17 protein-coding genes are annotated in these 23,294 nt (G+C 70.3%); 8 read left to right on the top strand and 9 right to left on the bottom strand.

Annotation, left to right across the window (positions count from 1 at the left end):
• Positions 1-96 precede the first annotated feature (96 nt).
• Genes KV097_RS11080 through KV097_RS11065 form a run of 4 tightly spaced genes read left to right on the top strand, consistent with a single transcriptional unit; the run spans position 97 to position 7,268 of the window.
• A complete protein-coding gene (locus tag KV097_RS11080; RefSeq protein WP_255559542.1) occupies positions 97-1,494 on the top strand; it encodes a bifunctional cytidylyltransferase/SDR family oxidoreductase in 1,398 nt (465 codons plus the stop codon).
• The gene (locus KV097_RS11075; protein WP_220365886.1) at positions 1,487-4,981 is read left to right on the top strand and encodes a CDP-glycerol glycerophosphotransferase family protein; all 3,495 of its coding nucleotides are present in this window, start codon (positions 1,487-1,489) and stop codon (positions 4,979-4,981) included. The genes KV097_RS11080 and KV097_RS11075 overlap by 8 nt, the downstream gene beginning before the upstream one ends.
• Entirely contained in the window at positions 4,978-5,982 is a 1,005-nt protein-coding gene (locus KV097_RS11070) for a glycosyltransferase family 2 protein (RefSeq protein WP_220365885.1), read from the top strand. Before KV097_RS11075 ends, KV097_RS11070 begins: the two co-directional genes overlap by 4 nt.
• 20 nt (positions 5,983-6,002) lie before the next feature.
• The gene (locus KV097_RS11065) at positions 6,003-7,268 is read left to right on the top strand and encodes a polysaccharide pyruvyl transferase family protein (protein ID WP_220365884.1); all 1,266 of its coding nucleotides are present in this window, start codon (positions 6,003-6,005) and stop codon (positions 7,266-7,268) included.
• On the opposite strand, the gene KV097_RS11060 is transcribed toward KV097_RS11065, so the two are convergent.
• The 9 genes from KV097_RS11060 to KV097_RS11020 all read right to left on the bottom strand — a co-directional run bounded on the left by KV097_RS11060 (position 7,219) and on the right by KV097_RS11020 (position 18,227).
• On the bottom strand, positions 7,219-8,418 hold the full coding sequence (locus KV097_RS11060) for a CDP-glycerol glycerophosphotransferase family protein (RefSeq protein WP_220365883.1): 1,200 nt from the start codon (positions 8,416-8,418) through the stop codon (positions 7,219-7,221). The genes KV097_RS11065 and KV097_RS11060 overlap by 50 nt on opposite strands.
• Positions 8,419-8,460: 42 nt before the next feature.
• Positions 8,461-9,294 (bottom strand): CDP-alcohol phosphatidyltransferase family protein, encoded by an 834-nt coding sequence (locus tag KV097_RS11055; protein ID WP_220365882.1) that lies wholly within the window; start codon positions 9,292-9,294, stop codon positions 8,461-8,463.
• A gap of 22 nt (positions 9,295-9,316) precedes the next feature.
• Positions 9,317-9,886, bottom strand: a complete 570-nt coding sequence (locus KV097_RS11050; protein WP_220365881.1) for a hypothetical protein — start codon at positions 9,884-9,886, stop codon at positions 9,317-9,319.
• Positions 9,887-9,998: 112 nt separating this feature from the next.
• Positions 9,999-10,946, bottom strand: coding sequence for a glutathione S-transferase family protein (locus KV097_RS11045; RefSeq protein WP_220366022.1), 948 nt, complete (start codon positions 10,944-10,946; stop codon positions 9,999-10,001).
• A 71-nt stretch (positions 10,947-11,017) separates the two neighbouring features.
• Positions 11,018-12,286 carry an MFS transporter gene (locus KV097_RS11040; RefSeq protein WP_220365880.1) on the bottom strand — a complete coding sequence of 423 codons (1,269 nt, stop codon included), beginning with the start codon at positions 12,284-12,286 and terminating at the stop codon, positions 11,018-11,020.
• Positions 12,283-14,256, bottom strand: coding sequence for a M13-type metalloendopeptidase (locus KV097_RS11035; protein ID WP_220365879.1), 1,974 nt, complete (start codon positions 14,254-14,256; stop codon positions 12,283-12,285). Before KV097_RS11035 ends, KV097_RS11040 begins: the two co-directional genes overlap by 4 nt.
• Before the next feature lie 113 nt (positions 14,257-14,369).
• Positions 14,370-15,251, bottom strand: coding sequence for a sugar ABC transporter permease (locus KV097_RS11030; RefSeq protein ID WP_220344176.1), 882 nt, complete (start codon positions 15,249-15,251; stop codon positions 14,370-14,372).
• Entirely contained in the window at positions 15,251-16,885 is a 1,635-nt protein-coding gene (locus KV097_RS11025; protein ID WP_220365878.1) for an ABC transporter permease subunit, read from the bottom strand. The genes KV097_RS11030 and KV097_RS11025 overlap by 1 nt, the downstream gene beginning before the upstream one ends.
• Before the next feature lie 85 nt (positions 16,886-16,970).
• Positions 16,971-18,227 (bottom strand): maltose ABC transporter substrate-binding protein, encoded by a 1,257-nt coding sequence (locus KV097_RS11020; RefSeq protein WP_220365877.1) that lies wholly within the window; start codon positions 18,225-18,227, stop codon positions 16,971-16,973.
• A 195-nt stretch (positions 18,228-18,422) separates the two neighbouring features.
• Between KV097_RS11020 and KV097_RS11015 the strand changes: the two genes are divergently transcribed.
• From KV097_RS11015 to KV097_RS19775, 4 genes are read left to right on the top strand one after another with little or no spacing between them, the layout of a single operon-like run.
• The gene (locus tag KV097_RS11015; protein WP_220365876.1) at positions 18,423-20,129 is read left to right on the top strand and encodes an alpha-amylase family glycosyl hydrolase; all 1,707 of its coding nucleotides are present in this window, start codon (positions 18,423-18,425) and stop codon (positions 20,127-20,129) included.
• A 15-nt stretch (positions 20,130-20,144) separates the two neighbouring features.
• A complete protein-coding gene (locus KV097_RS11010; protein WP_220344180.1) occupies positions 20,145-21,179 on the top strand; it encodes a LacI family DNA-binding transcriptional regulator in 1,035 nt (344 codons plus the stop codon).
• Positions 21,180-21,189: 10 nt separating this feature from the next.
• Positions 21,190-22,560 carry a potassium transporter TrkG gene (locus KV097_RS11005; RefSeq protein WP_308289403.1) on the top strand — a complete coding sequence of 457 codons (1,371 nt, stop codon included), beginning with the start codon at positions 21,190-21,192 and terminating at the stop codon, positions 22,558-22,560.
• Positions 22,561-22,573: 13 nt separating this feature from the next.
• Positions 22,574-23,248 carry a TrkA family potassium uptake protein gene (locus KV097_RS19775; RefSeq protein ID WP_220365875.1) on the top strand — a complete coding sequence of 225 codons (675 nt, stop codon included), beginning with the start codon at positions 22,574-22,576 and terminating at the stop codon, positions 23,246-23,248.
• The last annotated feature ends 46 nt before the right edge of the window (positions 23,249-23,294 follow it).

Below are 23,294 nucleotides of genomic sequence, written 5' to 3'. Positions count from 1 at the left end.
GTCGCACGGCTACTGTACGCGCGATATCCCGCGGGTCCACGCACACCCTCCGGGTCTGGCCTCGCGCCACAAGTTACTCTCTTGGTCGTGACTAAGATGCGAAACGTGGCCGTCGTGCTAGCCGGCGGGACCGGCACGCGTGTCGGGCTGTCGATCCCGAAGCAGCTGATCAAGATCGCCGGCAAGCCGATCATCGAGCACACGATCGCGTCCATGCAGAGGTCGCCGCTGATCGACGAGATCCTGGTCCTGATGGCGCCGGGCCACTTGGATCCCGTGAGGGCCATCGTCCGCAACGGCGGATACGACAAGGTGACCGCGATCCTGGAGGGCGCCGAGACCCGCAACGCGACGACGGAGCGGGCGCTGGCGGCCCTCGGCGACACCGAGTGCAACGTCCTCCTCCACGACGCCGTGCGCCCGCTCGTCTCCCAGACCATCATCGAGGACGTGGTGTCGGCGCTCGAGAAGTACGAGGCCGTCGACACCGTGATCCCGTCGGCCGACACGATCGTCTCCGTCCACGAGGACTCCGGCACCATCGCCGACGTGCTGCCCCGACACCTGCTGCGGCGCGGACAGACGCCGCAGGCCTTCCGGCTCTCGGTGATCCGTGCGGCCTACGCCGAGGCCGCCAAGGACCCCGACTTCGTGGCCACGGACGACTGCACGGTGGTCTTGCGCTACACGCCCGACGTCCCGATCACGGTGGTCGACGGGCACGAGCGCAACATGAAGGTCACCGAGCCGATCGACGTGTACATCGCCGACAAGCTGTTCCAGCTCGCGTCCGCCGAGCGTCCGGCGGCCCTGTCCGAGTCGGAGCAGGCGGCCGCGCTCGAGGGCAGGACGATGGTGGTCTTCGGAGGGTCGTACGGCATCGGCGGCGACATCGCCAAGGCGGCCGAGCGGGCCGGCGCGACAGTCTTCACCTTCTCTCGCTCGACGACCGGGACGCACGTCGAGCGCCGAGACGAGGTACACGCGGCCGCGGCCGAGGTCCTGGCCAAGACCGGGCGGATCGACTACGTCGTCAACACCGCCGGCGTCCTGCCGATCGCTCCGTTGTCGGAGACGAGCGAGGAGACCATCTACAACGCGACCGAGGTCAACTACCTCGGGCCCATCTTCATCGCTCAGGAGTTCTATCCCCACCTGGCCGAGACGTCGGGCGCGCTCCTGCTCTTCACCTCGTCCTCCTACACCCGCGGACGCTCGGGCTACTCGCTCTACTCGTCCGCCAAGGCGGCGGTGGTCAACCTGACGCAGGCGCTCGCCGACGAGTGGGCGGGGCAGGTCCGCGTGAACTGCGTCAACCCCGAGCGCACGGGCACGCCGATGCGTACGAAGGCCTTCGGCGACGAGCCGGCGGGCACGCTGTTGTCGTCCGAGGAGGTCGCCCGACAGTCGCTGGACGTCCTCCTCTCGGCACAGACCGGGCACGTGATCGACATCCGCCGCGAGAACGGCCCCGCGGCAATCACGAATGGCTGACGCCGGTCTGGCGCCGCCCGAGGCGGGGCGGGTCACCGCCGCTCGGGCGGGGGACGCCCTGACCGAGGTCGGGAATGCCGGGGCGATCGCCATCGCCACGGCGGCCGCCCTGACGGGCGCCGTCCACGCCGTGGTCGTCGCGGTCCTCCTGGCCGTGGTGGCCGCGCTCGGCTTCGACGCGTGGCGCTTCGTGCGACGAGACGACCTGCCGCCCACCGTGGAGCGACTGCTCCTCGGGCACGACGGCGCGCTGCGCGGCGCCGTCGGCGCTGCGGTCACCGTCTGCTTCGTCGCGTGGGGTGACTCCTCGGCCTGGGTCGCCTCGCTCGCGGCGCTGACGAGCATCGGGATCGTCGTCCTCGAGCCCGTCCTGAGCCAGGCCCGTCAGTACCGCGTGACCTTCGTGGCCAACGTCCCCGGACTCACACCAGCGCCCAAGCAGATCGACCTCGAGGCCGCCGCCACAGGGGCCCACCTCGGCGCGCTGGCGTTCGGCGCGATCGCCGCGGGGCTGGGCCTGTCCGCGTGGTGGTGGGCAGCGGTGACGCTCGCCGCCGCCCTGCCCGACGTGATCATGGGGATCAACGCCGTGGCGCGGATGCGCGCCGGCCGGCGCATCGAGGCCGACCTCCCGGCGGCCGTCGAGGCCTACGCGCCCCAGGCGATCGTCTACACCGCCTGGCCCGACGACGGCACGCACCAGGTCACCATGTGGCTCCCGTACCTCCAGCGGACGGGCCGACGACTGCTGGTCGTCACGCGCCACAACTACCCGGCCGAGCTCCTCGCTCAGCACACCGACCTTCCCGTGGTCATGCGACACGGATCACGTGATCTGGACGACCTGGTCGTCCCGTCGCTGACCACCGCTTTCTACGTCAACGCGTCGTCGGGCAACAGCATCTTCGTCCGCCACCACCAGATCACCCACGTCTTCCTGGGGCACGGCGACTCCGACAAGCCGACGTCGTACAACCCGACCCACGCCATGTACGACCGCATCTTCGCCGCAGGCGAGGCGGCCGTCCGCCGTTACGCGGCCCACGGGGTGGCCATCCCGCGCGACACCTTCGACGTCGTCGGCCGACCGCAGGTCGAGGGCGTCCGGCAGGTCGAAGGCCCGGTCCCCGCAGACCCCACCGTCTTGTACGCACCGACGTGGCGCGGGCACGTGGACGAGACCGCGTACCACTCGCTTCCCATCGGCACCGAGATCGTCGCGGCGCTGCTCGAGAGGGAGGCGACGGTCGTCTTCCGGCCGCACCCGTTCAGCTACCGCTTCGAGACCGACACCGAGACCATCCGGACCATCCACCAGATGCTGCGCGAGGACGCGGAGCGCACCGGGCGCCAGCACGTCTACGGCCACCGGGCCGAGCGCGAGATGTCGGTCTTCGACTGCATCAACGCCGCCGACGCGATGGTGTCCGACGTCTCGAGCGTCGTGGTGGACTGGTTGTTCTCGGGCAAGCCGTTCGCGATGACCGCGATGACCGAGAACGGTCGTGACTTCGTCGCCCACTACCCGATCGCCGCTGCCTCGTACGTCATCGAGGGGGACGCCTCCACCCTCCCTCAGGCGCTCGACGCGATGCTCGGCAGTGATCCGCTCGCGCTCGAACGCCGCGCCGTCCGCGAGGACTACCTGGGTGACTTCCCGGCGGAGGGATATTCCGAGGTCTTCGTCGAGCGTGCCCGCGAGATCATCGACCATCCGCGGGCCTCGTCGTTGGAGGGTGAGGCTGCCGAGGGGGAGACGGAGGACGCCGGGGTCAGGCTGACACTCGGGGCGGTCCGTCGCCAGCTCGCCGTGGCCGCCCGCGACGTCGTGACGGGCGGCCTGGCGCTCCTGACCTTCGTGGCCACCCTCGTCGGGGCCTCACGAGTCCTCCCGCTGGCCGGCGCACTGGTGACCCTGGCTCTCTTCGTGGTGCTGCACCGTCGGGCCCGACCGGGCAACCGCAACTATCCGGAGATCGCCGGCACCCTGCAGCTCTCGCGGCTCCTGCTCGTGCTCGCGCTGCTCGTCGGATGGTTCGACTGGCACGGCGCGTCCTGGGCGGTGGCGGTGAGTCTGGCGGTGATCGGCGCGGCGACCGCGGTCGAGACCACGATCTTCGACTGCTGGGAGCGGGTGGGACTCGAGGCGCGCAACCTGCCGTCGCTGCGTGTCGACACACGGGAGATCGTCTCGCGGGGCACGGTCGGCGTGGTGGACGTGGCTGCCCTCGCCCTCGCCTGGCTCGCTGGGATGGCCGGGCTGACGGCTGCGCTCGTGCTGCTCGCCCTCGTCGTCGCTGCCGCCACGGTGGTCGCCCTGGTCACGGGCCTGCGGCGGGTCCACCGCTGCGTCGACGCCGAGGACCGCCTGTATGCGACGTTGGAGGGTGTCGCCCCCGAGTTCGCCGTCTACTTCGGGTCCAACGTGGGCGCGCAGTACCAGCTCGGGATGTGGATGCCGTACTTCGAACGGATCGGTCGACCCTTCGTGGTGGTCACCCGCAACCTCGGGATGTTCCGGGCGATCGAGGGCCTCACCGACGCGCCGTTGGTCCACCGGCCGACGATCAGGAGCCTCCAGGAGGTCGTCGTCCCGAGCATGCGGGCGTCGTTCTACGTCAACAACGCCCCCAACAACACTCACTTCCTCGAGCGGCGCCAGATGGTGCACGTCTGGCTCAACCACGGCGACTCGGAGAAGCCCGCGTGCTACAACCCGGTCCACGCGATCTACGACCGGATCTTCGCTGCGGGGCAGGCGGGGATCGACCGGTACGCACGCCACGGCGTGGAGATCCCGCGGGAGAAGTTCGAGATCGTCGGCCGGCCCCAGGTCGAGGACATCACGCCCGCACGCGGTCCGGTCGACTCGCTGGAGGACCTCACCGTCCTCTACGCACCGACCTGGAGGGGTCCGTACGCCGACTCCGAGGTCTACTCCCTCCCTCGCGGCAAGGAGATCGTCTCCGCGCTGCTCGAGCGCGGTGCGCGGGTGATCTTCCGGTCGCACCCGTTCAACTACCGCTTCCCCGACGCCGAGCGGATGATCACGAAGATCGGTGCGCTGCTCGACGCCGATCGTGCTCGCACCGGTCGCCAGCACGTCTGGGGTCCGGCCGCGGAGGAGGCGATGTCGCTGGTCGACTGCTTCAACGCCTCCGACGCGATGGTCGCCGACGTCTCCGCGGTCGTCTCGGACTACCTGCAGTCCGGCAAGCCGTTCGCGATGATCTCGGTCGGCAGGTCGCCTGAGCAGCTCCGGACGGAGGCCCCGGCGGCGCGCGCCGCGTACGTCGTGGACGGCGCACTGTCCAACGTCGAGGAGGCGCTCGACGCCATGCTGGGTGACGACCCGCTCGCCGCAGACCGCCAGAAGACGCGGACGTACTACCTCGGCGACTTCCCTGCCGGCTCGTACGCCGACGGGTTCCTGACCAGAGCGCGGCGTCTCGTCGATGCCGGGCCCCTCGACGAAGGACTGCGATGACCACGGACGAGACCCTGATCCCCGAGCGTGCGACGTCGATGCCGCCGGTCTCGGTCTTCATGGCCGTGCGCAACGAGGAGCGTGACCTGGCCGAGTGCGTCGAGCGGATCCTGGCGCAGGACTACGACGGAGAGGTCGAGGTCGTCGTCGCGGTGGGTCCGTCGGAGGACCGGACGCGCGAGATCGCGGACGAGCTCGCGTCGAGGCACCCCACGGTGACGGTGGTGGACAACCCGACGGGCCTCACCCCGCACGGTCTCAACGCCGCGGTCGCCGCCGCGCGGCACGAGTGGCTCGTCCGGGCCGACGGGCACGCCCTCTTCCCGCGGGACTACCTCGAACGCGTGGTCTCGGCACTGGTGACCACCGGCGCGGCCAACGTCGGGGGCCGCATGCACCCGGTCGGTCACAGCGCGTTCGGCCGTGCGGTCGCTCGGACGATGTCCTCCCGGTTCGGGATCGGCGGTGCTGCCTTCCACACCGGCGGCGAGCCCGGCCAGCAGCTCACCGTGTATCTCGGTGCCTTCCGCCGCAGCGCGCTCGAGAAGGTCGGTGGCTACGACGAGCGCTTCGTCCGGGCTCAGGACTGGGAGCTCAACCACCGGCTGCGTGAGAACGGCGAGATCGTCTGGTTCTTGCCCGACGTGGCCGTCACGTATCATCCGAGGGAGACCTGGAAGGCCTTCGCCACGCAGCAGTACCGCACGGGCGGCTGGCGGCGTCGCGTGATCAAGGAGCACCCGGAGACGGCCTCCGTACGCTATCTCGCGCCTCCGGCGGTCGTGGTGGCCTCGGGCCTGGGCCTCGCGGCAGGGGTCGCGGGCCTCTTCACGACGCCGTGGCTGCTCCTCGGCTTCGCGGCTCCCGCAGGCTACCTGGCGGGCGTCACGGCCGCGGCGCTGTGGGAGGGCCGTGACCTGGATCCGCAGGCGCGCCGGCGGCTTCCGGTGGCCATGGTGACGATGCACGGTGCCTGGGGGATAGGCTTTCTCACAAGTTAGTCGACTAATCTAGGAGACAAATGACGCGCTTGCTGCTGCGGGCTCACCGGAACCCGTTCACGACGCCGTCCGCGGCGCGGGTCCTCGCGCGCAACCTGGTCGGTGACAACGTGGGCAACCTCGTCTTCAGCTATGCGGTCCAGCGGACGCTGTCCGTGCCGGGGTCGTCGGTCGACGTGGCGCGTCTCAACCGTGCACGCACGCTGAGCCCTGAGGAGATCACCGAGCGGTACGACCACGTCGTGATCCCGCTGGCGAACGCCTTCCGCAAACGGTTCCTGCCCAACCTCGACGCGATCAGCGAGACGATCGAGAAGCTCGAGATCCCCGTCACCGTGGTCGGGGTCGGGGTGCAGTCGGCGGTGGGGGAGCGCGTGAGGGCCCCTCGGCAGGTCGGCGAGTCGGTCACCCGGTTCGTCCGGGCGGTGCTCGAGCACTCGCCGTCGATCGGCGTCCGTGGCGAGTGGACCGCCGAGTATCTCGAAGGGCTCGGCTTCGGCTCTGACCATGTCGAGGTCATCGGCTGTCCGTCGATGTTCCTCCACGGCGACCAGCTCCCCCTGCGCCGCTCCACGCGGCCGCTCGACCCCCGTGGGCCGGTCGCGTTCAACCTCTCGACGTATCTGCCCCAGATGGCACCCGTCGTCGAGGACCAGGTCGCGCGCTACCCGGGACTGGTCTACTTCGCCCAGGACATCCAGACCCTCGGGCTCCTGCTCGAGGGCAGCAGCGATCGCACGGTCATCGATGAGCGCTTGCCGATCCACGCCGACCATCCTCTGATCGCCGAGGGCCGGACCCGGTTCCCGCTGGACGCGACGACGTGGATGGAGGCGCTCGCGACGTACCCCTTCTCGTACGGCACGCGGATCCATGGCAACATCGCGGCCCTCCTCGCGGGCACGCCGGCCTACGTCCTCGCCCACGACGCCCGCACCCTGGAGCTGGCGCGCTACCACCAGATCCCGCACCGTCGGATCGACGTGGACATCGACGGTGTGGATGCGGCGGCCCTGTACGCCGAGGCGGACTGGACCCCGATGCAGGCCGGCCACGCCGAGCGCTTCGGGCGCTACTCCGCGTTCCTCCACGCCCACGGCCTCTCGCACGTGTTCGACCCCGGTCAGGCCGCCGGTGCCCAGGCGTTCGACGAACGGATCGCCCGCAAGACGTTCCCGCCGCCCGTCGGAGAGCCCGTCGTCGGGGTCGGACGGTCCCGTGCGCTGGCCGACCGGATCAGGTCGAAGGCGCGGAGGGTGGTCCGACCGGATCGTCAGCGAGCCTGAGGGCCTCGTCGAGCGCGTCGGTGAACCGGCGGGTGCTCGCCCCGTCGGCCGTCTCGCCGAAGTAGTGGAAGGACAGCGCGTGCATCCGCTCGCGCGGCCACGGACGGTCGAGCATCTCCGCGGTCCGGGACGCATCCTCGGCCGACAGTCGTGGCACCTCGTCCAGGAACCGCGACGCTGGGAGGGTCGTCCGTGGCTCGCTCGGGACGGTGACGACCATCGGCTTGCCTGTGGCGAGCCAGTCGTAGGCCACCGACGACAGGTCGGTCACGCACACGTCCGCAAACGACCACTGCCAGCCGTACGGGCCGGTGTCGACCAGGTGACGGTCTCGGTGGTCCGCGAGCAGGCCGCGGATCCGGCGGTCCGCGGCAGCGTACGCGGTGTCCTGCACGCCGCTGCGCGGGTGGGGTCGGTAGATCACCCGGTAGCGGGGGTCGGCCACCAGCGAGGTGACGAGCGCCACCCCGTGGGAAGCCACGGACCCGTAGGCCATGCTCGCCCGGTCACCCTCCCACGTCGGCGCGTAGAGCACGCGGACACTGCCGTCGGCGGGCCAGGACGGCGCCCCCGGGTAGTCGAGATCGAGCTGTGGGCGGCCCACCTCGCGGACGTGCGTCGTCGCGTCGAACTCCCGGAGCGCTCCGGTGATGCGTTCGCGCGCCGCCGGGCCGGCGACGAGGACGCGGTCGTACGCCTTGTTCTGGTTGGTGACGCTCGAGTCCTTGTCACTCTCACCGTGCCCGAGGTGGACGTGCACGGGGCGTGCGAACCGCAGCATGCGGAAGTTGAGGGGGAGATGGTTGACGTAGAGCACGACCCTGACGGCGCCTCGACCGACGAGGTCCTCGAGGTACGAGGACCCTGGCGCGAAGTAGACGGGGAACGCTGTCTCCTCGAGAACCCGCCGTCCCGTGTCGGGTCGGGCGACCACCACGGCCACCGGCCAGGGGAGCGCGGCGAGGACGCGGTCCCACTGGTGCAGCTGGTAGAGGTTCTCCGGGCCGTCGGCGAAGTAGAGGACGATCGGCGCCTCGAGGGCAGCCGGGTCGGTGTTGCAACGAGCGGCGAACGCCCCGCGGTCGAGGCGGTTGCGCACCGTCGCGACGCCTCGGCGCGCGACAGAGGCGAGGCGGCGGATCCGATGCACGCCGGTCACTCTACCGCCGGTCGCACCGGCGTTCGCCGCCCGTCACGGCGCGGGAGCGCGAAGCCGGGAGGACGCCATGATCGCCACGAAGTGGCCGACGACCGCAGCCAGCGCGAGGGGCACGAGCACGACGACGAGGGTCCGCGTCCCGGCCAGGCCGCCCCAGGCGTCGCCCGCGACGAGGTCGACCACCGCGGCGACGAGGGCGAGCAGGGTCAGCTCGACGGAGTGGTAGAGGCGGTGGAACGGGACGAAGCGGGCGACCCGGCGCAGACGCGCGACGACGCCCGGCCGGGGCGCCGAGGCCTCGGCGCTGTCAGGCACCCGGGGGAGGCCGGCGAAGGCCCGGGAGACGTGCACGAAGTCGTTGAGCGATTTGTTGAGCAGGATGATCACCGCGAGCAGCGCACCGAGCGTCGTCCACCCGTAGTGGTCGTCGAGGTCGGGGAGGCCGCCGGCCGCTCGTACGCCGAGCGCGATGGGGATCAGCGACTCGGTCGTGTAGTGGCCGATCTTGTCGAGGAAGACTCCCGCGGGGGAGAACGTCTGACGCCACCTCGCGACCTCGCCGTCGGCGCAGTCGAGCAGCATCTGGAGCTGTCCGAAGAGGACGGCGAGCACCACTCCGACGATGCCGGGGACAAGCAAGGACCCCGCGGCGAACCAGCCGCTCAGGATCATCAGACCCGTCACCGCATTGGCACTCAGACCGAGGCGCACCAGCGGACGGCTGACGTAGGGCGAGATGTCTCTCAGGTAGAGGTCGGCGACCCAGTGCTCGGCGCTGCGCCTGGCGCGCACCTCGGGTGGCTGGGCGACCGCACGATACTCCGCGAGGGTCGGGCGATCGGGCCTGGCAGCGGTCGAGTCGGGCACGGCCGCCACCGTAGCAGCAGCCTCAGCGTGGTCCGCGCGTCAGCGTCGCCGGGTCGGGGGTGGTCCAGTGCAGCACCTCGGGGCAGAAGGGCGCGTGCCACTCGCGGAGAACGGTCGAGCCGGCCGACGGGACCACTTCCGCCCACCAGTGCGGACAGTGCGGGCACGGTGTGATCACGAGGTCGTCCGGATCGAACTCGACCGGCATCATCGGTGTGCTGACTGCCGGGTGGCCGCCCACCTCGCTGATGTCGACCACGAAGCCCTCGCTTCGCGGACCGCCCTCGTCGTCCTCGCTGCCGACGTTGCTCCCCACCGCGATGACCTCGTGGACGAAGCCCGCGGTGTCGACGACCCGGTGCTGGTAGCTGTAGCCGGCCGACTCATTGAAGCCCCCCGCGATCAGCGCGCGGGTGCGCTCGATGTCGTCGGGGTGCTGGTGGCGGAGCAACAGCTCCGTCGTGATGCCGTCGGACGGCCCGAGACCGAGGATCGCGTACAGCCCGTCGGAGAACTCCCACCGGTCGTCGCGCACCCAGTACGTGTAGTGACCGAGAGCCGGCGACGGCCCCCATGGCATCTCGTCCTTCATAACGTCCCCCGAGGTTCAGCGCTGCCCCCCAGCAGCCTGAGCACGACGTTAGGTCGCTGCTCGGCGGCTGGCAAGGGCTGCGTGAACGTGGCGACCGCGGCCGGTCACTACCTCAGTGCGCCAGGACGCCTTCGGGGAGCGCGTCCGGAGCGGTCCCCTCCCCGAAGGGCGAGCCGCCCAGCGCCTCACGTCCGTGAGCGGAGTGCCAGCCCGTGAGGTCCGGACCGGCCGGGATGATCTGCGTCGGGTTGAGGTCGGTCTGGACGACGTAGTAGTGCGCCTTGATCTGGTCGAAGTCGATCGTGTCACCGAAGCCAGGCGTCTGGAACAGGTCTCGTGCGTACGCCCACAGGACCGGCATCTCGGTCAGCTTCTGACGGTTGCACTTGAAGTGGCCGTGGTAGACGGGGTCGAAGCGCACCAGGGTGGTGAACAGGCGGACGTCGGCCTCGGTGATCGTCTCGCCCATCAGGTAGCGCCGTGTCGCGAGCCGCTCCTCGAGCCAGTCGAGCGCGGTCCACAGGCGCTCGTACGCCGCGTCGTACGCGGCCTGCGAGCCCGCGAAGCCACACCGGTAGACACCGTTGTTGACCTCCGTGAAGACGCGCTTCATCACGGTCTCCATCTCGTCGCGGAGGTGCTCGGGCCACAGGTCCGGCGCGCCGGCGCGGTGGTGGTCGGACCACTCGAAGAACAGGTCACGGGTGATCTGGTCGAAGTCGTTCGTCGCCACGGCCTTGGTCGGCACGTCGACCATGGCGGGCACGGTGATGCCGAGGGGGTAGTCGGGGACACGGGCGAAGTAGGCCTGCTGCAGGCGCTCGTAGCCGAGGACGGGGTCGACGCCGCCGGGATCGAGGTCGAAGGTCCAGCTCCGTGCGTCGTGGACCGGTCCGCACAGGCCGAGGGAGATCGCGTCCTCCAGGCCGAGGAGGCGACGGACGATGATTGTCCGGTTCGCCCAGGGGCAGGCGCGGGCGGCGACGAGCCGGTACCGGCCCGGCTCCACCGGGTAGCCGTCACGGCCGTCGCGTGTGATGCGAGTGGTCAGGTAGCGCATGTCGCGGGTGAAGTCCTCGCCCACGTGCACGTACGCGCCCTTGGTCGAGTTGGGGTCGTCCGTCGTGGTGCTCACCTCCCCAGTCTGCCTGCTCCGGTGATGCGGTGCCGCCGTGCCACCACCATCCGGATCGCGGGGACGGTCAGGAAGGCGGCGACGACGTTGAGCGGGCCGAAGCCCCAGACGTTGACGACCACGCCCGCGAGCAGGCCGCCGAACGCACCGGCCAGGCTCATGAGGAGGTCGGAGGCACCCTGGACGGCCGGACGGGACGCCGGCAGGACCGACTGGGCGACGAGCGAGGACCCGGCGATGGTCGACGCCGACCAACCCAGCCCCAGCAGCACGAGGCCGACCATCATCTGGGGCTCCGACGCGCCGGCGGTGCCCGCGACGAGGGCGGCGAGGAGCAGCGTCGCCTGACCGAGGATGATGGTGCGCCCGCGCCCCCACCGGTCGGTGAGCAGGCCCATGACCGGTGCGATCGCGAACATGCCGGCGATGTGCAGGCTGATGGTCAGGCCGATGATGGTGAGGCTCGATCCGTGGTCCTCCATGTGGACCGGCGTCATCGCCATCACCGCGACCATCAGTGCGTGGGCCCCCGCCACGGTCACCACGCCCGTCCGTGCCGCCGCGTTCGACCGGAGCAGCGGCCACGCGTCGCTCATGCGAGACCGCGGGCGCGGCCCGTCGGTCGCCGGACGGATCTCCTTGGCGACGTGGAGGGGGTCCGGCGTCAGGGCGACGGCCATGAGGAGCGCGGTGAGCGCGAACCCGACCGCGGCGAAGACGAACGGGCCGGCGAGGTCCGGGATGCCGAGAGCACCGGCCGCCTGGGCGCCGAGGCCGGTGAGGTTCGGCCCGATCACCGATCCGATCGTGGTCGACCAGACGACCAGGGACAACGCGCGGCCGACGTGCATCGGCTCGGCGAGGTCGGTGGCGGCGTAGCGCGACTGGAAGTTGGTCGCGCTGTTGGCGCCCACCACGAAGAGCCCGGCGAGCAGGATCCACGTCGAGTCGGCGACGGCGCCCGCGACCACCACGACCGCACCGATCGCGGCGACGAGCCATCCGGTGGCCAGGCTCGTCCGCCGCCCACGAGCCGAGGCGAGACCAGCCAGCGGCAGCGCGAGCACGGCCGCGCCGAGAGTCAGCATCGTCGTCGCCAGTCCGGCGACGGCCGCAGAGCCCGAGACCTCCTTGACCAGCAGCGCCCCGATCGAGAGCGCGGCGCCCGCTCCCAGCCCACCGATGACCTGGGCGGACGAGAGGACGCCGACCGTACGCCGCTGGACGGCGGCGACGTGCTCGGGAGACCAGGACGTCGTCGTCACCAGATCGTCACGCGCTGGTGCGGCTCCAGCCACATGCCGTCGTCGGAGGTCACGGAGAACGCGTCGTGGAAGGCGTCGAGGTTGCGGACCACCTGGTTCGTGCGGAACTCCGGCGGGGAGTGCGGGTCGATCGTGAGGCGACGGACGACCTCGGCCGGGCGCACCTTGCCCCGCCAGCACTGCGCCCACGAGATGAAGAACCGCTGCGCGCCCGTCAGACCGTCGAGCACGGGCGGCTCCTGTCCGTCGAGGGCGAGGAGGTAGGCCTGGTACGCGATCCCCAGCCCGCCCAGGTCCCCGATGTTCTCGCCGATCGTCAAGGCACCGTTGACCGTTCTGCCGTCGGCACCGTCGGGGGAGAGCGTGTCGTACTGAGCGATCAGCGAGCTCGTGAGCTTCTCGAACGCCGCCCGGTCCGCGTCGGTCCACCAGCTGCGCAGGGCTCCGGAACCGTCGTACTGCGATCCCTGGTCGTCGAACCCGTGGCCGATCTCGTGGCCGATCACGGCGCCGATCCCGCCGTAGTTCACCGCGTCGTCGGCCTCGGCGTCGAAGAACGGCGGCTGAAGGATCGCCGCGGGGAAGACGATCTCGTTCATCGTCGGGTTGTAGTACGCATTCACCGTCTGCGGCGTCATCAGCCACTCGTCCCGGTCGATCGGCTTCCCGATCTTGGCGAGCTCGCGGTCGGTCGCCACGTTGGAGGCGCGGCGGACGTTGCCGAGCAGGTCCGCGGGGTCGGCGGCCAGCGGGGCGTAGTCACGCCAGCGCTTCGGGAAACCGACCTTGGGGGTGAACGCGTCGAGCTTCTCGAGCGCGCGCTCCTTGGTCTCGTCGCTCATCCAGGGCAGCGTCGAGATGCTGTGCCGGTAGGCCGCCACGAGGTTCGCGACGAGGGCGTCCATGCGTGCCGCGGCGGTCGGGGGGAAGTGACGCTCGACGTAGAGCCGGCCGAGCCCTTCGCCGATCGCGCCCTCCACGAACGCGACGCCGCGCTTCCAGCGGGCGCGCAGCTCGTCGGTGCCCGAGAGCGTCTTGCCGTAGAAGTCGAAGTTCGCGTCGACGAACGGACCCGACAGGTACGGGGCCGCCGCGGACACGAGGCGGAAGCGCAGCCAGTCCTGCCACGCGGCCACGGGCTCCTCGCGGAGCGCGTCGGACAGCGCCTGGAGGTAGGACGGCTGGGAGACGACGACCTCGGACAGCACCGCCGGGTCGAAGCGTGCGGCGGCGGCCCACGCGTGCCAGTCGAGGGCCGGGGAGAGCGCCTGGAGGGCGTCGAGGTCGAGGAGGTTGTAGGTCTCGACCGCGTCGCGGCTCGCCACCCGGTCCCAGTGCCCCTTCGCCAGCCGCTCCTCGAGGCCGTAGACCCGCGCCGCCCGGGCGTCGGCGTCGTCGAAACCGGCGAGGCCCAGCATGATCGCGACGTGCGCCTGGTAGGCCGTGCGCGCCGCGGCGAACTGCTCCTCGCGGTAGTAGGCCTCGTCAGGAAGACCCAGGCCGCCCTGCACGACGGTGACCACGTAGCGCTCGGGCGCACCTGGGTCGGGCCCGACGTACATCCCGAAGGCGCCGGAGGCGGCCTGGCGCTCCAGCCGGCCGAGCGCGTCGACGACGGCGGCGAGGTCGCGTACCTCGTCGACGTGGGCGAGGTCGTCGGCCAGCGGGGCCGCCTCGAGCGCCTCCACCCGGTCGACGTCCATGAAGCTGGCGTAGAGAGCACCGATCTTGGCGCCCTCGTCGTTCACGCTGCCACCGGCCGGGTCTCCGGCCGGGTCTGCCTGGCACTCCTCGACGATGGCGCGGACGTGCACCTCGGCCTCGTCGACGAGGGTGACGAACGAGCCGGCGACAGCGCGGTCCGGCGGGATCTCGGCGGTGGCGAGCCAGCCCCCGTTGACGTGGCGGAACAGGTCGTCCTGGGGACGCACCGCCTGGTCGCTGCCGCGGCCGTCGATCCCTGATCTCACGCGTACTCCTCGTCATCGACCTCGTGGCGGCGGCTCTCGCCTCACGCCCTCGTCAGTCTAGGCAGGGAGGGTCTCCGAGACCTCACGCATTATGGCGACGCCTGCTGCCGGTCCTACTTGACCGATCCCGACACGAGTCCGCTGACGATGTAGCGCTGGAGCGCGAGGAAGAGGATCGTGACGGGGAGGGCGGCCAGCACCGCGCCGGCCGCGAAGATCGTCCAGTTCGACGACGTCTGCTCGGAGACGAACCCGAAGAGCCCGACCGCGAGCGTCTGGTTGTCGGGGTCGGTGAGGAACACGCTGGCGATCATGAACTCGCTGGTGGCGGTAATGAAGGCCAGCAGGCCCACGACCGCCAGGATCGGCGTGACCAGGCGCAGGACGATCCCGAAGAAGATCTGAGCATGGCTGGCTCCGTCGAGCCGGGCGGCCTCGTCGATCGAGACCGGCACCGTGTTGAAGAACCCGTACATCAGGTAGGTGTTCACGCCGAGCGCGCCGCCCAGGTAGACGAGGATCAGCCCCGCGTGGGTGCCGATGCCCAGCGCGGGGAAGACGTCACCGACGTTCGACATCAGGATGAAGATCGCGACGACCGCCAGCATCTGCGGGAACATCTGGACGAGCATCAGCGACAGCAGCCCGAACCGCCGCCCGGTGAACCGCATCCGCGAGAACGCATACGCTGCCAGCGCACCGAGGAACACCGTGCCGAGCGCTGTGACCGTGCCGACCACGAGCGTGTTGACGAACCACCGCCCGTACGGCCGGCTCGGGTCGTCGAAGAGTGCACGGTAGTTGGTGAGGTCGAACGTGCTGAAGAGCCGACTGCTCCCCGACAGCGTGCCGGCGGGGTCGAGCGAGGCGGACAGGACATAGAGGATCGGGAACGTCGCATAGACGACGACGGCGATGCCGACGAGGTGCCGCCAGCCCAGGGCGGTGAACCAGCGCCGGAAGCTGCGCCGGCGCGGAGCGTGGACGGTGCTCATCAGTGGATGTCCTCCAGGGCCTTGGTACGGCGGAACATGATCGCCGCGATGACGCCGATGACGACGAAGATGATGATGGCCAGCGCGCTGGCGAGGCCGTAGTCGCGACCGGTCCCGGTGCCGAACGCGACCTTGTAGACCATCGTGATCAGCAGGTCCGTGGCTCCGATGTCGTTGCTCGTGTCCTCGAACCGCGGCCCGCCGCGGGTCAGCATGTAGATGACGTTGAAGTTGTTGAAGTTGAAGGCGAACGTCGTGATCAGCAGCGGTGCGACCGACACGAGCAGCAGCGGGAGCTTGACCGACCGGAAGGCCCGCCACGGGCCGGCGCCGTCCATGCGGGCGGCCTCGGTCATCTCGTCGGGGATCGACTGCAGCGCCCCGGTGCAGACGAGGAACATGTAGGGGAAGCCGAGCCAGAGGTTGACGAACAGCACGCTGAAGCGGGCCAGCCACGGGTCTGTGAGCCACTCGATCTCGGCGCCGCCCAGCAGCACCTGGTTGACGAACCCGAACTCCGTGTTGAGCATCCCCGACCAGACGAGTCCCGACAGGAAGGCGGGGAAGGCGTAGGGAAGGATCAGCAGCACCCGGTAGACCTTCTTGCCACGCATGCTCGGCACGTTGAAGACCATCGCGAGGAACAGCCCGAGCCCGAAGCAGAGCACGACCGACAGGGTCGCGAAGGCGAACGTCCACACGATCACGGAGACCAGGGAGTCGCGCAGCTGGGGTGTCTCGACCGCGCGGCGGAAGTTCTCCAGGCCCACGTTGATCTTCCAGCCCGGGACCAGCTCCTCGCCCTCGGCCGAGACGTACGCGCCCTCGCCGCCGTCGGTGTAGACCGTGCCGGTGGCGACGTCGGTGAAGCTGTCGGCGTCCTCGTCGTAGCGCAGGTTCGAGCGGTACTCATAGGCGCTGCTGCCGTCGGCCGTGCGCAGTGTGCCGTCGGAGGGGTTGTCGGAGACGGGGACGGAGATGTCGAGGATCTCGTCCTGGCGCTGGAGGAGGTCCTCGAACGCGAGGGGGGCGTAGCCGTCGACCTGCGTCGCCTTTCCGCCGCCGGAGGCCTCGGCGTCCTCGACCTCGGAGAGCGGTTCGTCGGCCGAGCCGAGGGAGACCGTGCCGTCGGGAGCGGTGACCAGGAACCACAGGTCGTCGCCCTTCTCGAGGACGGCGAGCTGGTACTGCGGGGAGTCGGGGACACGCTCCTGGCCCTTGGTCGCGATCGCCGTGACCGCGTCCTCCTTGGTGCTGTTGTGCCCGTCGCCGGCATTGGTGAAGGCGATGTAGCCGGTGTAGACCATGACGAAGACCTGGAAGATCAGCAGCAGCGTGATCCCGGGCGCGAGGTACTTGGCCGGCAGGCCGTCGCGGCGCAGGTAGACGACGTTCACGGCGACGGTCACGACCACCGTGACGGCAAGGACCAGCCACTTCTCCTGGGCGGCCAGCATGAAGACCGCGTACACCGCGAGCGCGTCGACGAGAGCGAGGAGCGCGATCTTCACGAGGATGCCGATCAGCCCGTCGGTCTCTCCGGGCCGGCGCAGCCGTGCCCACGGGCCCCGGCGCCCCGGTCGCTGGTCGGGAGAGCCCGAGTCCTCGCTGCGGTGCTCGTCGGTGAGCGTCATCAGGGCGTGCCCCTCCTGGGGTGAGAGCGGGGGAGAGCAGACCGGCCGGGGAGCGGAACCGCTCCCCGGCCGTCAGTGAGAGATGTCAGCCTGCGACCTTCGTCTGGACGCTCGCGACCATCTTGGGCCACGCCTGGGCAGGCTGAGCCTTGCCCTTGATGATGTCGAGCTCGGTCGCGCCCCAGTCGGCCCACACCGCGTCCATCTGCGGGATGGCCGGCATCGGCGAACCGCTCTTGCCGATCGCGCCGAACGCCGCGACGATCGGGTCGGACGCCGCCTTCTCGAACGACGCCTTCAGCGCCGGCGGACGACCGCCCTGGGCGAAGAGCGCGTCCTGGGCGTCCTCGGAGCTCAGGTAGTTGAGCACGAACTCGCTGGCGGCGAGGGCGTTGGTGGCCTTCGCGCTGATGAAGAACCCGTTGACGCCGATGAACGGGGTCGCCGGCTCGCTGCCACCGGTCGGGATCGGGTCGATGGCGATCTCGAGGCCGGCCTTCTGCATGTCCGGGACGTTCCACGGTCCGGTCAGGAAGTACGGCGACTGACCCTTGTTGAAGGTCTCCTTCGCGATGTCCGCGGTGATGCTCGGGTTCAGCGCACCGGCCTTCGCCCACGCCGCCAGGTCCTTCGCGAACTCGATGCCGCCGGGGTTGCCGAGGCCGAGCTTGCTCGGGTCGTAGTCGCCGTCGGCGTTGCGCTCGAACACGGGGACGCCGTACGAGGTCTGGATGCCGTAGAGGTGGTACGGGTCGCCCTGCTTCGGGTCGAGCCCGACGAGGAACGGGTACTTCGCCTTGCCGGCGTCGACGACCTTCGTGCCGGCGGCGACGACTTCGTCCATCGTGCTGGTCGGCTCGGGGAGGAGCGCGGTGTTGCGGACGAGCGCCACGTTCTCGATCGCGTACGGGAGGCCGTACGTCTTGCCCTCGTAGGTCATCGCCTGGATGGCCGCGTCCTCGAACTCACCGGCCTTGTCGCCGAGCTCGAGGGGGGCGACGACGCCGTTCTGGACGAACTTCCCGAGCCAGTCGTGCGGGCCGACGATCATGTCAGGACCCTTGCCGGTCGGCACCTGGGTGATGAAGTCGTCACGAGCCGACTGGAAGTCCTTGATGACGAGCTTGACCTCGACGTCCTTGTCCTTCTTGAAGGAGGCGACCGCGTCCTTCAGAGCCGGCGCGCGCTCGGCATCGACCCACATCGTGAGGGTCGACTCCGACGACTTCGAGGAGTCGTCGGCGGCGTCGTCGTCGGACGACCCGCCGCAGGCGCCGAGCAGGAGAGACGAGGCGACGGCCAGGGCACCTGCGGCCAGGACGCCTCTGCGGTTCACGAGCATGAGGTGTGCTCCTTCGTAAGAGTGGAATCGGTTCCATTTCTAAGCGACAAGAGTCACCTCAAGCAAGTCGCGCGACGAAACCTGATCGCAACATTTCGATAACGGGCCTCCGTACGGGCCGGATGGCCGGATAAGCCATGGGTGTTGACTATGGTGTAATCGCTTCCACAAACCCGGCCTCGAAGGAGAGCAGCAATGGCGATCGACGTGGCACCTCGCGCCGACGGACCCGCCGACACCCCTGTGCCGCAGCGTGACTGGTGGCGTGACGCCGTCGTCTACCAGGTCTATCCGCGCTCCTTCGCCGACGGCGACGGGGACGGGACGGGTGACCTCATGGGCATCGGCGACCGCCTGCCGGCGCTCGCCGAGCTCGGAGTCGACGCGGTGTGGTTGTCGCCGTTCTATCCGTCGCCGCAGCGTGACGGGGGCTACGACGTGAGCGACTACTGCGACGTCGATCCCGCCTTCGGGACCCTGGCCGACCTCGACCGTGTCGTCGACGTCGCGCACGCCCACGGCCTGCGGGTGATCATCGATCTCGTCCCGAACCACTGCTCCAGCGACCACCCGATGTTCCGGTCGGCTCTCGCGGCGCCTCCGGACAGCAGGGAGCGAGCGCGTTTCCACTTCCGTGACGGCCGTGGCGAGCACGGTGAGCTCCCGCCCAACGACTGGCAGTCGCACTTCGGCGGCTCCGCGTGGACCCGTGTCACCGAGCCCGACGGGCGCCCGGGGCAGTGGTACCTGCACCTCTTCGACCCCACCCAGCCGGACTTCAACTGGGACAGCGAGGACGTCCTCACCTTCTTCGACGAGGTCCTCGACTTCTGGCTCGCGCGGGGTGTGGACGGCTTCCGCGTCGACGTCGCCCACGCGCTCGTCAAGGCCCCCGGCCTGCCCGACTGGGGCGGACGGGCCGATGGCGCCAGCTCACCCGGGTTCCCCGGCCACGAGGCCCCGATGTTCGACCAGCCCGGCGTGCACGCCGTCTACGAGCGCTGGCGCGAGCGGCTCGAGCGCTGGGGGCCCGACCGCATCCTGTGCGCCGAGGCCAACGTCGCGCCCCTCGAGCGTGCCGCCAAGTGGGTCCGTCCGCGAGAGATGCACCAGGCGTTCAACTTCGCCTACCTCCACGCGCCGTGGGACGCCGTCGCCCTGCGCCGCGTCATCGACGAGTCGCTCGCCGCGTTCGGTGGCGTGGGCGCACCGAGCACGTGGGTCCTGTCCAACCACGACGTCGTCCGCCACGCCACGCGCTTCGCGCTGGTCGACGCCGCTCACGTCGCCCATGGGCACGGCTTCCGGGCCGACACGCCCCTCGACCCCGAGCGGGGGGAGCGGCGGGCTCGTGCCGCCACGGCGCTCATGCTGGCGCTGCCCGGTGCCGTCTACCTCTACCAGGGCGAGGAGCTCGGGCTGCCCGAGGTGCTGGAGATCCCCGACGACCAGCGGCACGACCCCTACTTCCTGCGCAGCGGTGGCGCCGTGGTCGGCCGCGACGGCTGCCGGGTGCCGATCCCGTGGGAGGCGCACGCCCCCGCGTACGGCTTCAACGGCAGCGGCTCCTCCTGGTTGCCACAGCCCGCGCAGTGGGCCCGCTACGCCCGCGACGTCCAAGGCGCCGAACCGACGTCGACCCTGGCGCTCTACACCCACGCCCTGGCGACGCGAAAGGTCCTCGGGCTCGGCGCGGGTTCGCTACGGTGGGTCCGCGCCGACGAGCCGGCGGTGCTCGCCTTCGTCAACGGGGAGGTCCTCGTGGTCGCCAACCTCTCCGACCACCCCGTCCCCGCCGAGGCCGGCGAGATCGTGCTCGAGAGCGTCCCGGGTGCGGTCAGCGACGGACTCCTGGCCCCGGACGCGACCGCGTGGTTCCGCGCGCCGGCCGGCACGGTCTGACGGAAGGCTGATCCGGTGGCGGGAGTGACGATCAAGGACGTCGCCGAACGGGCGGGTCTGTCGGTCGCCACCGTGTCGCGCGCGCTCAGCGGGCGCGGTCACGTCTCGGAGACCGCCCGGACGCTGAGCGCCCAGGCTGCTCGTGACCTCGGCTACGTCGCCTCGTACAACGCGGCCAGCCTCGCCTCGGGACGCAGCAAGAACGTCGGGCTGGTCGTGCCCTGGGTGAACCGCTGGTTCTTCAGCACGATCATCGAGACCGCGTCGACGGTTCTGGCGGCGGCGGGGTACGACGTCACTCTCTACTACCTCGGTGGCGGCAAGCGCGAGCGAGGGCTCGTCTTCAGCGACTTCCTGCTCCGCAAGCGTGTCGACGGGCTCCTTGCCGTGGCGCTCGAGCTCGACGACACCGAGCGCGTCGACCTGTTGCGAGTCGGCACCCCGGTCGTCTGCATCGGCGGCGTGATCCCCGGCGTGTCGACGGTCAGCGTCGACGACTTCGCGACCGCGCGTCTCGCCACCGACCATCTCGTCGCGCTCGGACACCGCCGCATCGCGCACATCGGCTGGGAGGGCGCCGGGGACTTCGCTCTGGCAGCGACCCGGGAGGACGGCTATGCGCGCGCGCTGCGCGATGCGGGCCTCGAGGTCGCACCGGAGCTGGTCGCCCTCGGAGACTTCACGATGCAGGAGGGCTACTCCACCGCCAAGCGTCTGCTGTCCGACCCACGACTGCGTCCGACCGCGATCTCTGCCGCCTCCGACGAGCTGGCCATCGGGGCGATCACCGCCGCGCGGGACCTCGGTCTGGACGTGCCGCGTGACGTGTCGGTGGTGGGGATCGACGGGCACGACCTCGGCGGCGTGTTCGGTCTGACGACGGTCGACCAGCACGTGCGCGAGCAGGCGACCCAGGCCGCCGACCTTCTCCTCCGCCAGCTCGACGACGACTCCGTGGACCGCGAGCCCGTCCACACCGAGCTCGGCCTGGACCTCGTGATCCGCTCGAGCACGATGGCTCCACGCCCGGACGGGCCACGCACGCGGTAGCGTGCCTCGGGTGGCTGTGTCCTCCCGGCGTTCGGGCATGAGCGGCATGCTGACGGCGTTGGCGCACCCCGTCCGCATCCTCCCGGCGACGTTCGTGCTCGGCAGCGTCGCCGGCACCCTCCTCCTGCTCCTCCCAGGCATGCGGACCGACGGTCAGCAGGGTGGCGCGGTCCTGCCGGCCGCCTTCACGTCGGTGTCCGCGGTGACCGTGACCGGACTCAGCACGGTCGACGTCTCGTCCTACTGGACGCCGCTCGGGCAGGTCGTCATCCTCGTGCTGGTCCAGGTCGGCGGCTTCGGCTTCGTCACCCTGGCCACGATCCTGGGTGTCGTCGTCGGGGGCCGGATCGGCCTGCGCTCGCGGCTCGCCACCCAGATGGACCTCCACCTCGTCAACCTCGGCGAGGTGATCCCGCTCGTCCGGCGGATCCTCGTGACGATGCTGGGCTTCGAGGCCGTGGTCGCCGTGGTGCTGACCTTCGGGTTCGAGTCGCGTCACGACGAAGGCTGGGGCGAGGCGATCTGGCACGGGATCTTCTACTCGGTGATGGCGTTCAACAACGCCGGCTTCGCGCTGGCACCCGACAGCCTCGTCCAGTACGTCGGCGACGCCGCGCTGATCCTGCCGATCTCGATCGCGGTGTTCGTGGGGGCGGTGGGCTTCCCCGTCCTCGCGGAGCTGTCACGCCGGTGGAGGCGCCCCGACCGCTGGTCGATCCACACCAAGCTCACCGTGTGGGGCTCGTTCCTCCTGCTGGGCGCCGGGACGGTCCTGTTCGGGGTCGTGGAGTGGTCGAACCCCGCGACGATGGGCGGCCAGTCGTTCGGCGAGAAGCTCGTCACGTCGTTCGAGGGCGGCATCATGCCGCGTTCGGGCGGGTTCAACTCCATCGACTACGGGGAGGCCCGGTCCGAGACGACCCTGATCACAACCATCATGATGTTCATCGGCGGCGGGTCGGCCAGCACCGCCGGTGGCATCAAGATCACGACGTTTCTCCTGCTCGGCTACGTGATCCTCGCGGAGGTGCGTGGTGACCCCGACGTCACCATCGGCTCGCGGCGGATCGGGGTCAGCACCCTGCGGCAGGCGCTCACCGTCGCCCTGCTGGCGGTGATGCTCGTCGTGACCTCGACACTGGCGCTGCTCGTGGTGGCGGAGGTGAGCCTGGACGAGGCCTTGTTCGAGGCGACGTCGGCGTTCGCCACCGCCGGTCTCTCCATGGGCGTCACCGGTGATCTCCCGCCTGCCGGCCAGGCGGTGCTGATGTTCTTGATGTTGATCGGCCGTGTCGGTACGGTCGCGACGGCGTCAGCACTCGCCCTGCGTGCCCGCCCGCGTCGCTTCCACCTGCCCGAAGAGCGACCGATCATCGGCTAGGAGAAGATGACCCGTGCCCAAGAACTCGACCCCTCCGCCCGACGCCCCCGTGCTCGTCGTCGGCCTCGGTCGCTTCGGCACCGCCGTGGCGTCGTCTCTGACCCGGCTGGGACACGAGGTGCTGGCGATCGACGAGAGCATGGAGCTCGTCCAGAAGTGGGCGACGGAGTTCACCCACACGGTCCAGGCCGACTCCACCGACGAGGAGGCGCTGCGCCAGATCGGTGCTGACCAGTTCGACCGCGCCGTGGTAGGCATCGGCACCGACATCGAGGCGAGCGTGCTCAGCGTGCTGACGCTCACCGAGCTCGGCGTTCGTGAGATCTGGGCCAAGGCGATCAACAAGAAGCACGGCAAGATCCTCGAGCGCGTCGGCGCGCGCCACGTCGTGTACCCCGAGTCGGCGATGGGCGAGCGGGTCGCGCACGTGGTCTCGGGGTCGATGATCGACTTCATCGAGTTCGACGACGGCTTCGCCATCGCGCGTACGGCGGCACCGTCGGGAGCGGTCGGGCGCACGCTCGCGGAGTCCGCGCTCCGCCACCAGTACGGCATCACCGTGGTCGGCGTGAAGCGACCGGGGTCGGACTTCACCTACGCGCGGCCCGAGACGTTCCTCGGTGAGTTCGACGAGCTGATCATCTCGGGGCCGACCAAGAAGGTCGAGCGGTTCGCCGGCCTCTCCTGACACCCGCGGGTCACTCCCTGGCGCTCGCGGGTCACTCTTTTGCGCT

Source organism: Mumia sp. zg.B17 (assembly GCF_019550915.1).
Lineage (GTDB): Bacteria > Actinomycetota > Actinomycetes > Propionibacteriales > Nocardioidaceae > Mumia.
Note: the sequence above shows the minus strand (reverse complement) of the source record. Positions and strands in the feature narration are given on the sequence as shown.

What these genes read in the sequence shown, in the direction of transcription:
- KV097_RS11015 (WP_220365876.1), top strand. Translation starts at nt 18,423, where the DNA reads ATGGCGATCGACGTGGCACCTCGCGCCGACGGACCCGCCGACACCCCT.
- KV097_RS11065 (WP_220365884.1), top strand. Translation starts at nt 6,003, where the DNA reads ATGACGCGCTTGCTGCTGCGGGCTCACCGGAACCCGTTCACGACGCCG.
- KV097_RS11070 (WP_220365885.1), top strand. Translation starts at nt 4,978, where the DNA reads ATGACCACGGACGAGACCCTGATCCCCGAGCGTGCGACGTCGATGCCG.
- KV097_RS11020 (WP_220365877.1), bottom strand. Translation starts at nt 18,227, where the DNA reads ATGCTCGTGAACCGCAGAGGCGTCCTGGCCGCAGGTGCCCTGGCCGTC.
- KV097_RS11050 (WP_220365881.1), bottom strand. Translation starts at nt 9,886, where the DNA reads ATGAAGGACGAGATGCCATGGGGGCCGTCGCCGGCTCTCGGTCACTAC.
- KV097_RS11080 (WP_255559542.1), top strand. Translation starts at nt 97, where the DNA reads ATGCGAAACGTGGCCGTCGTGCTAGCCGGCGGGACCGGCACGCGTGTC.
- KV097_RS11025 (WP_220365878.1), bottom strand. Translation starts at nt 16,885, where the DNA reads ATGACGCTCACCGACGAGCACCGCAGCGAGGACTCGGGCTCTCCCGAC.
- KV097_RS11030 (WP_220344176.1), bottom strand. Translation starts at nt 15,251, where the DNA reads ATGAGCACCGTCCACGCTCCGCGCCGGCGCAGCTTCCGGCGCTGGTTC.
- KV097_RS11075 (WP_220365886.1), top strand. Translation starts at nt 1,487, where the DNA reads ATGGCTGACGCCGGTCTGGCGCCGCCCGAGGCGGGGCGGGTCACCGCC.
- KV097_RS11045 (WP_220366022.1), bottom strand. Translation starts at nt 10,946, where the DNA reads ATGCGCTACCTGACCACTCGCATCACACGCGACGGCCGTGACGGCTAC.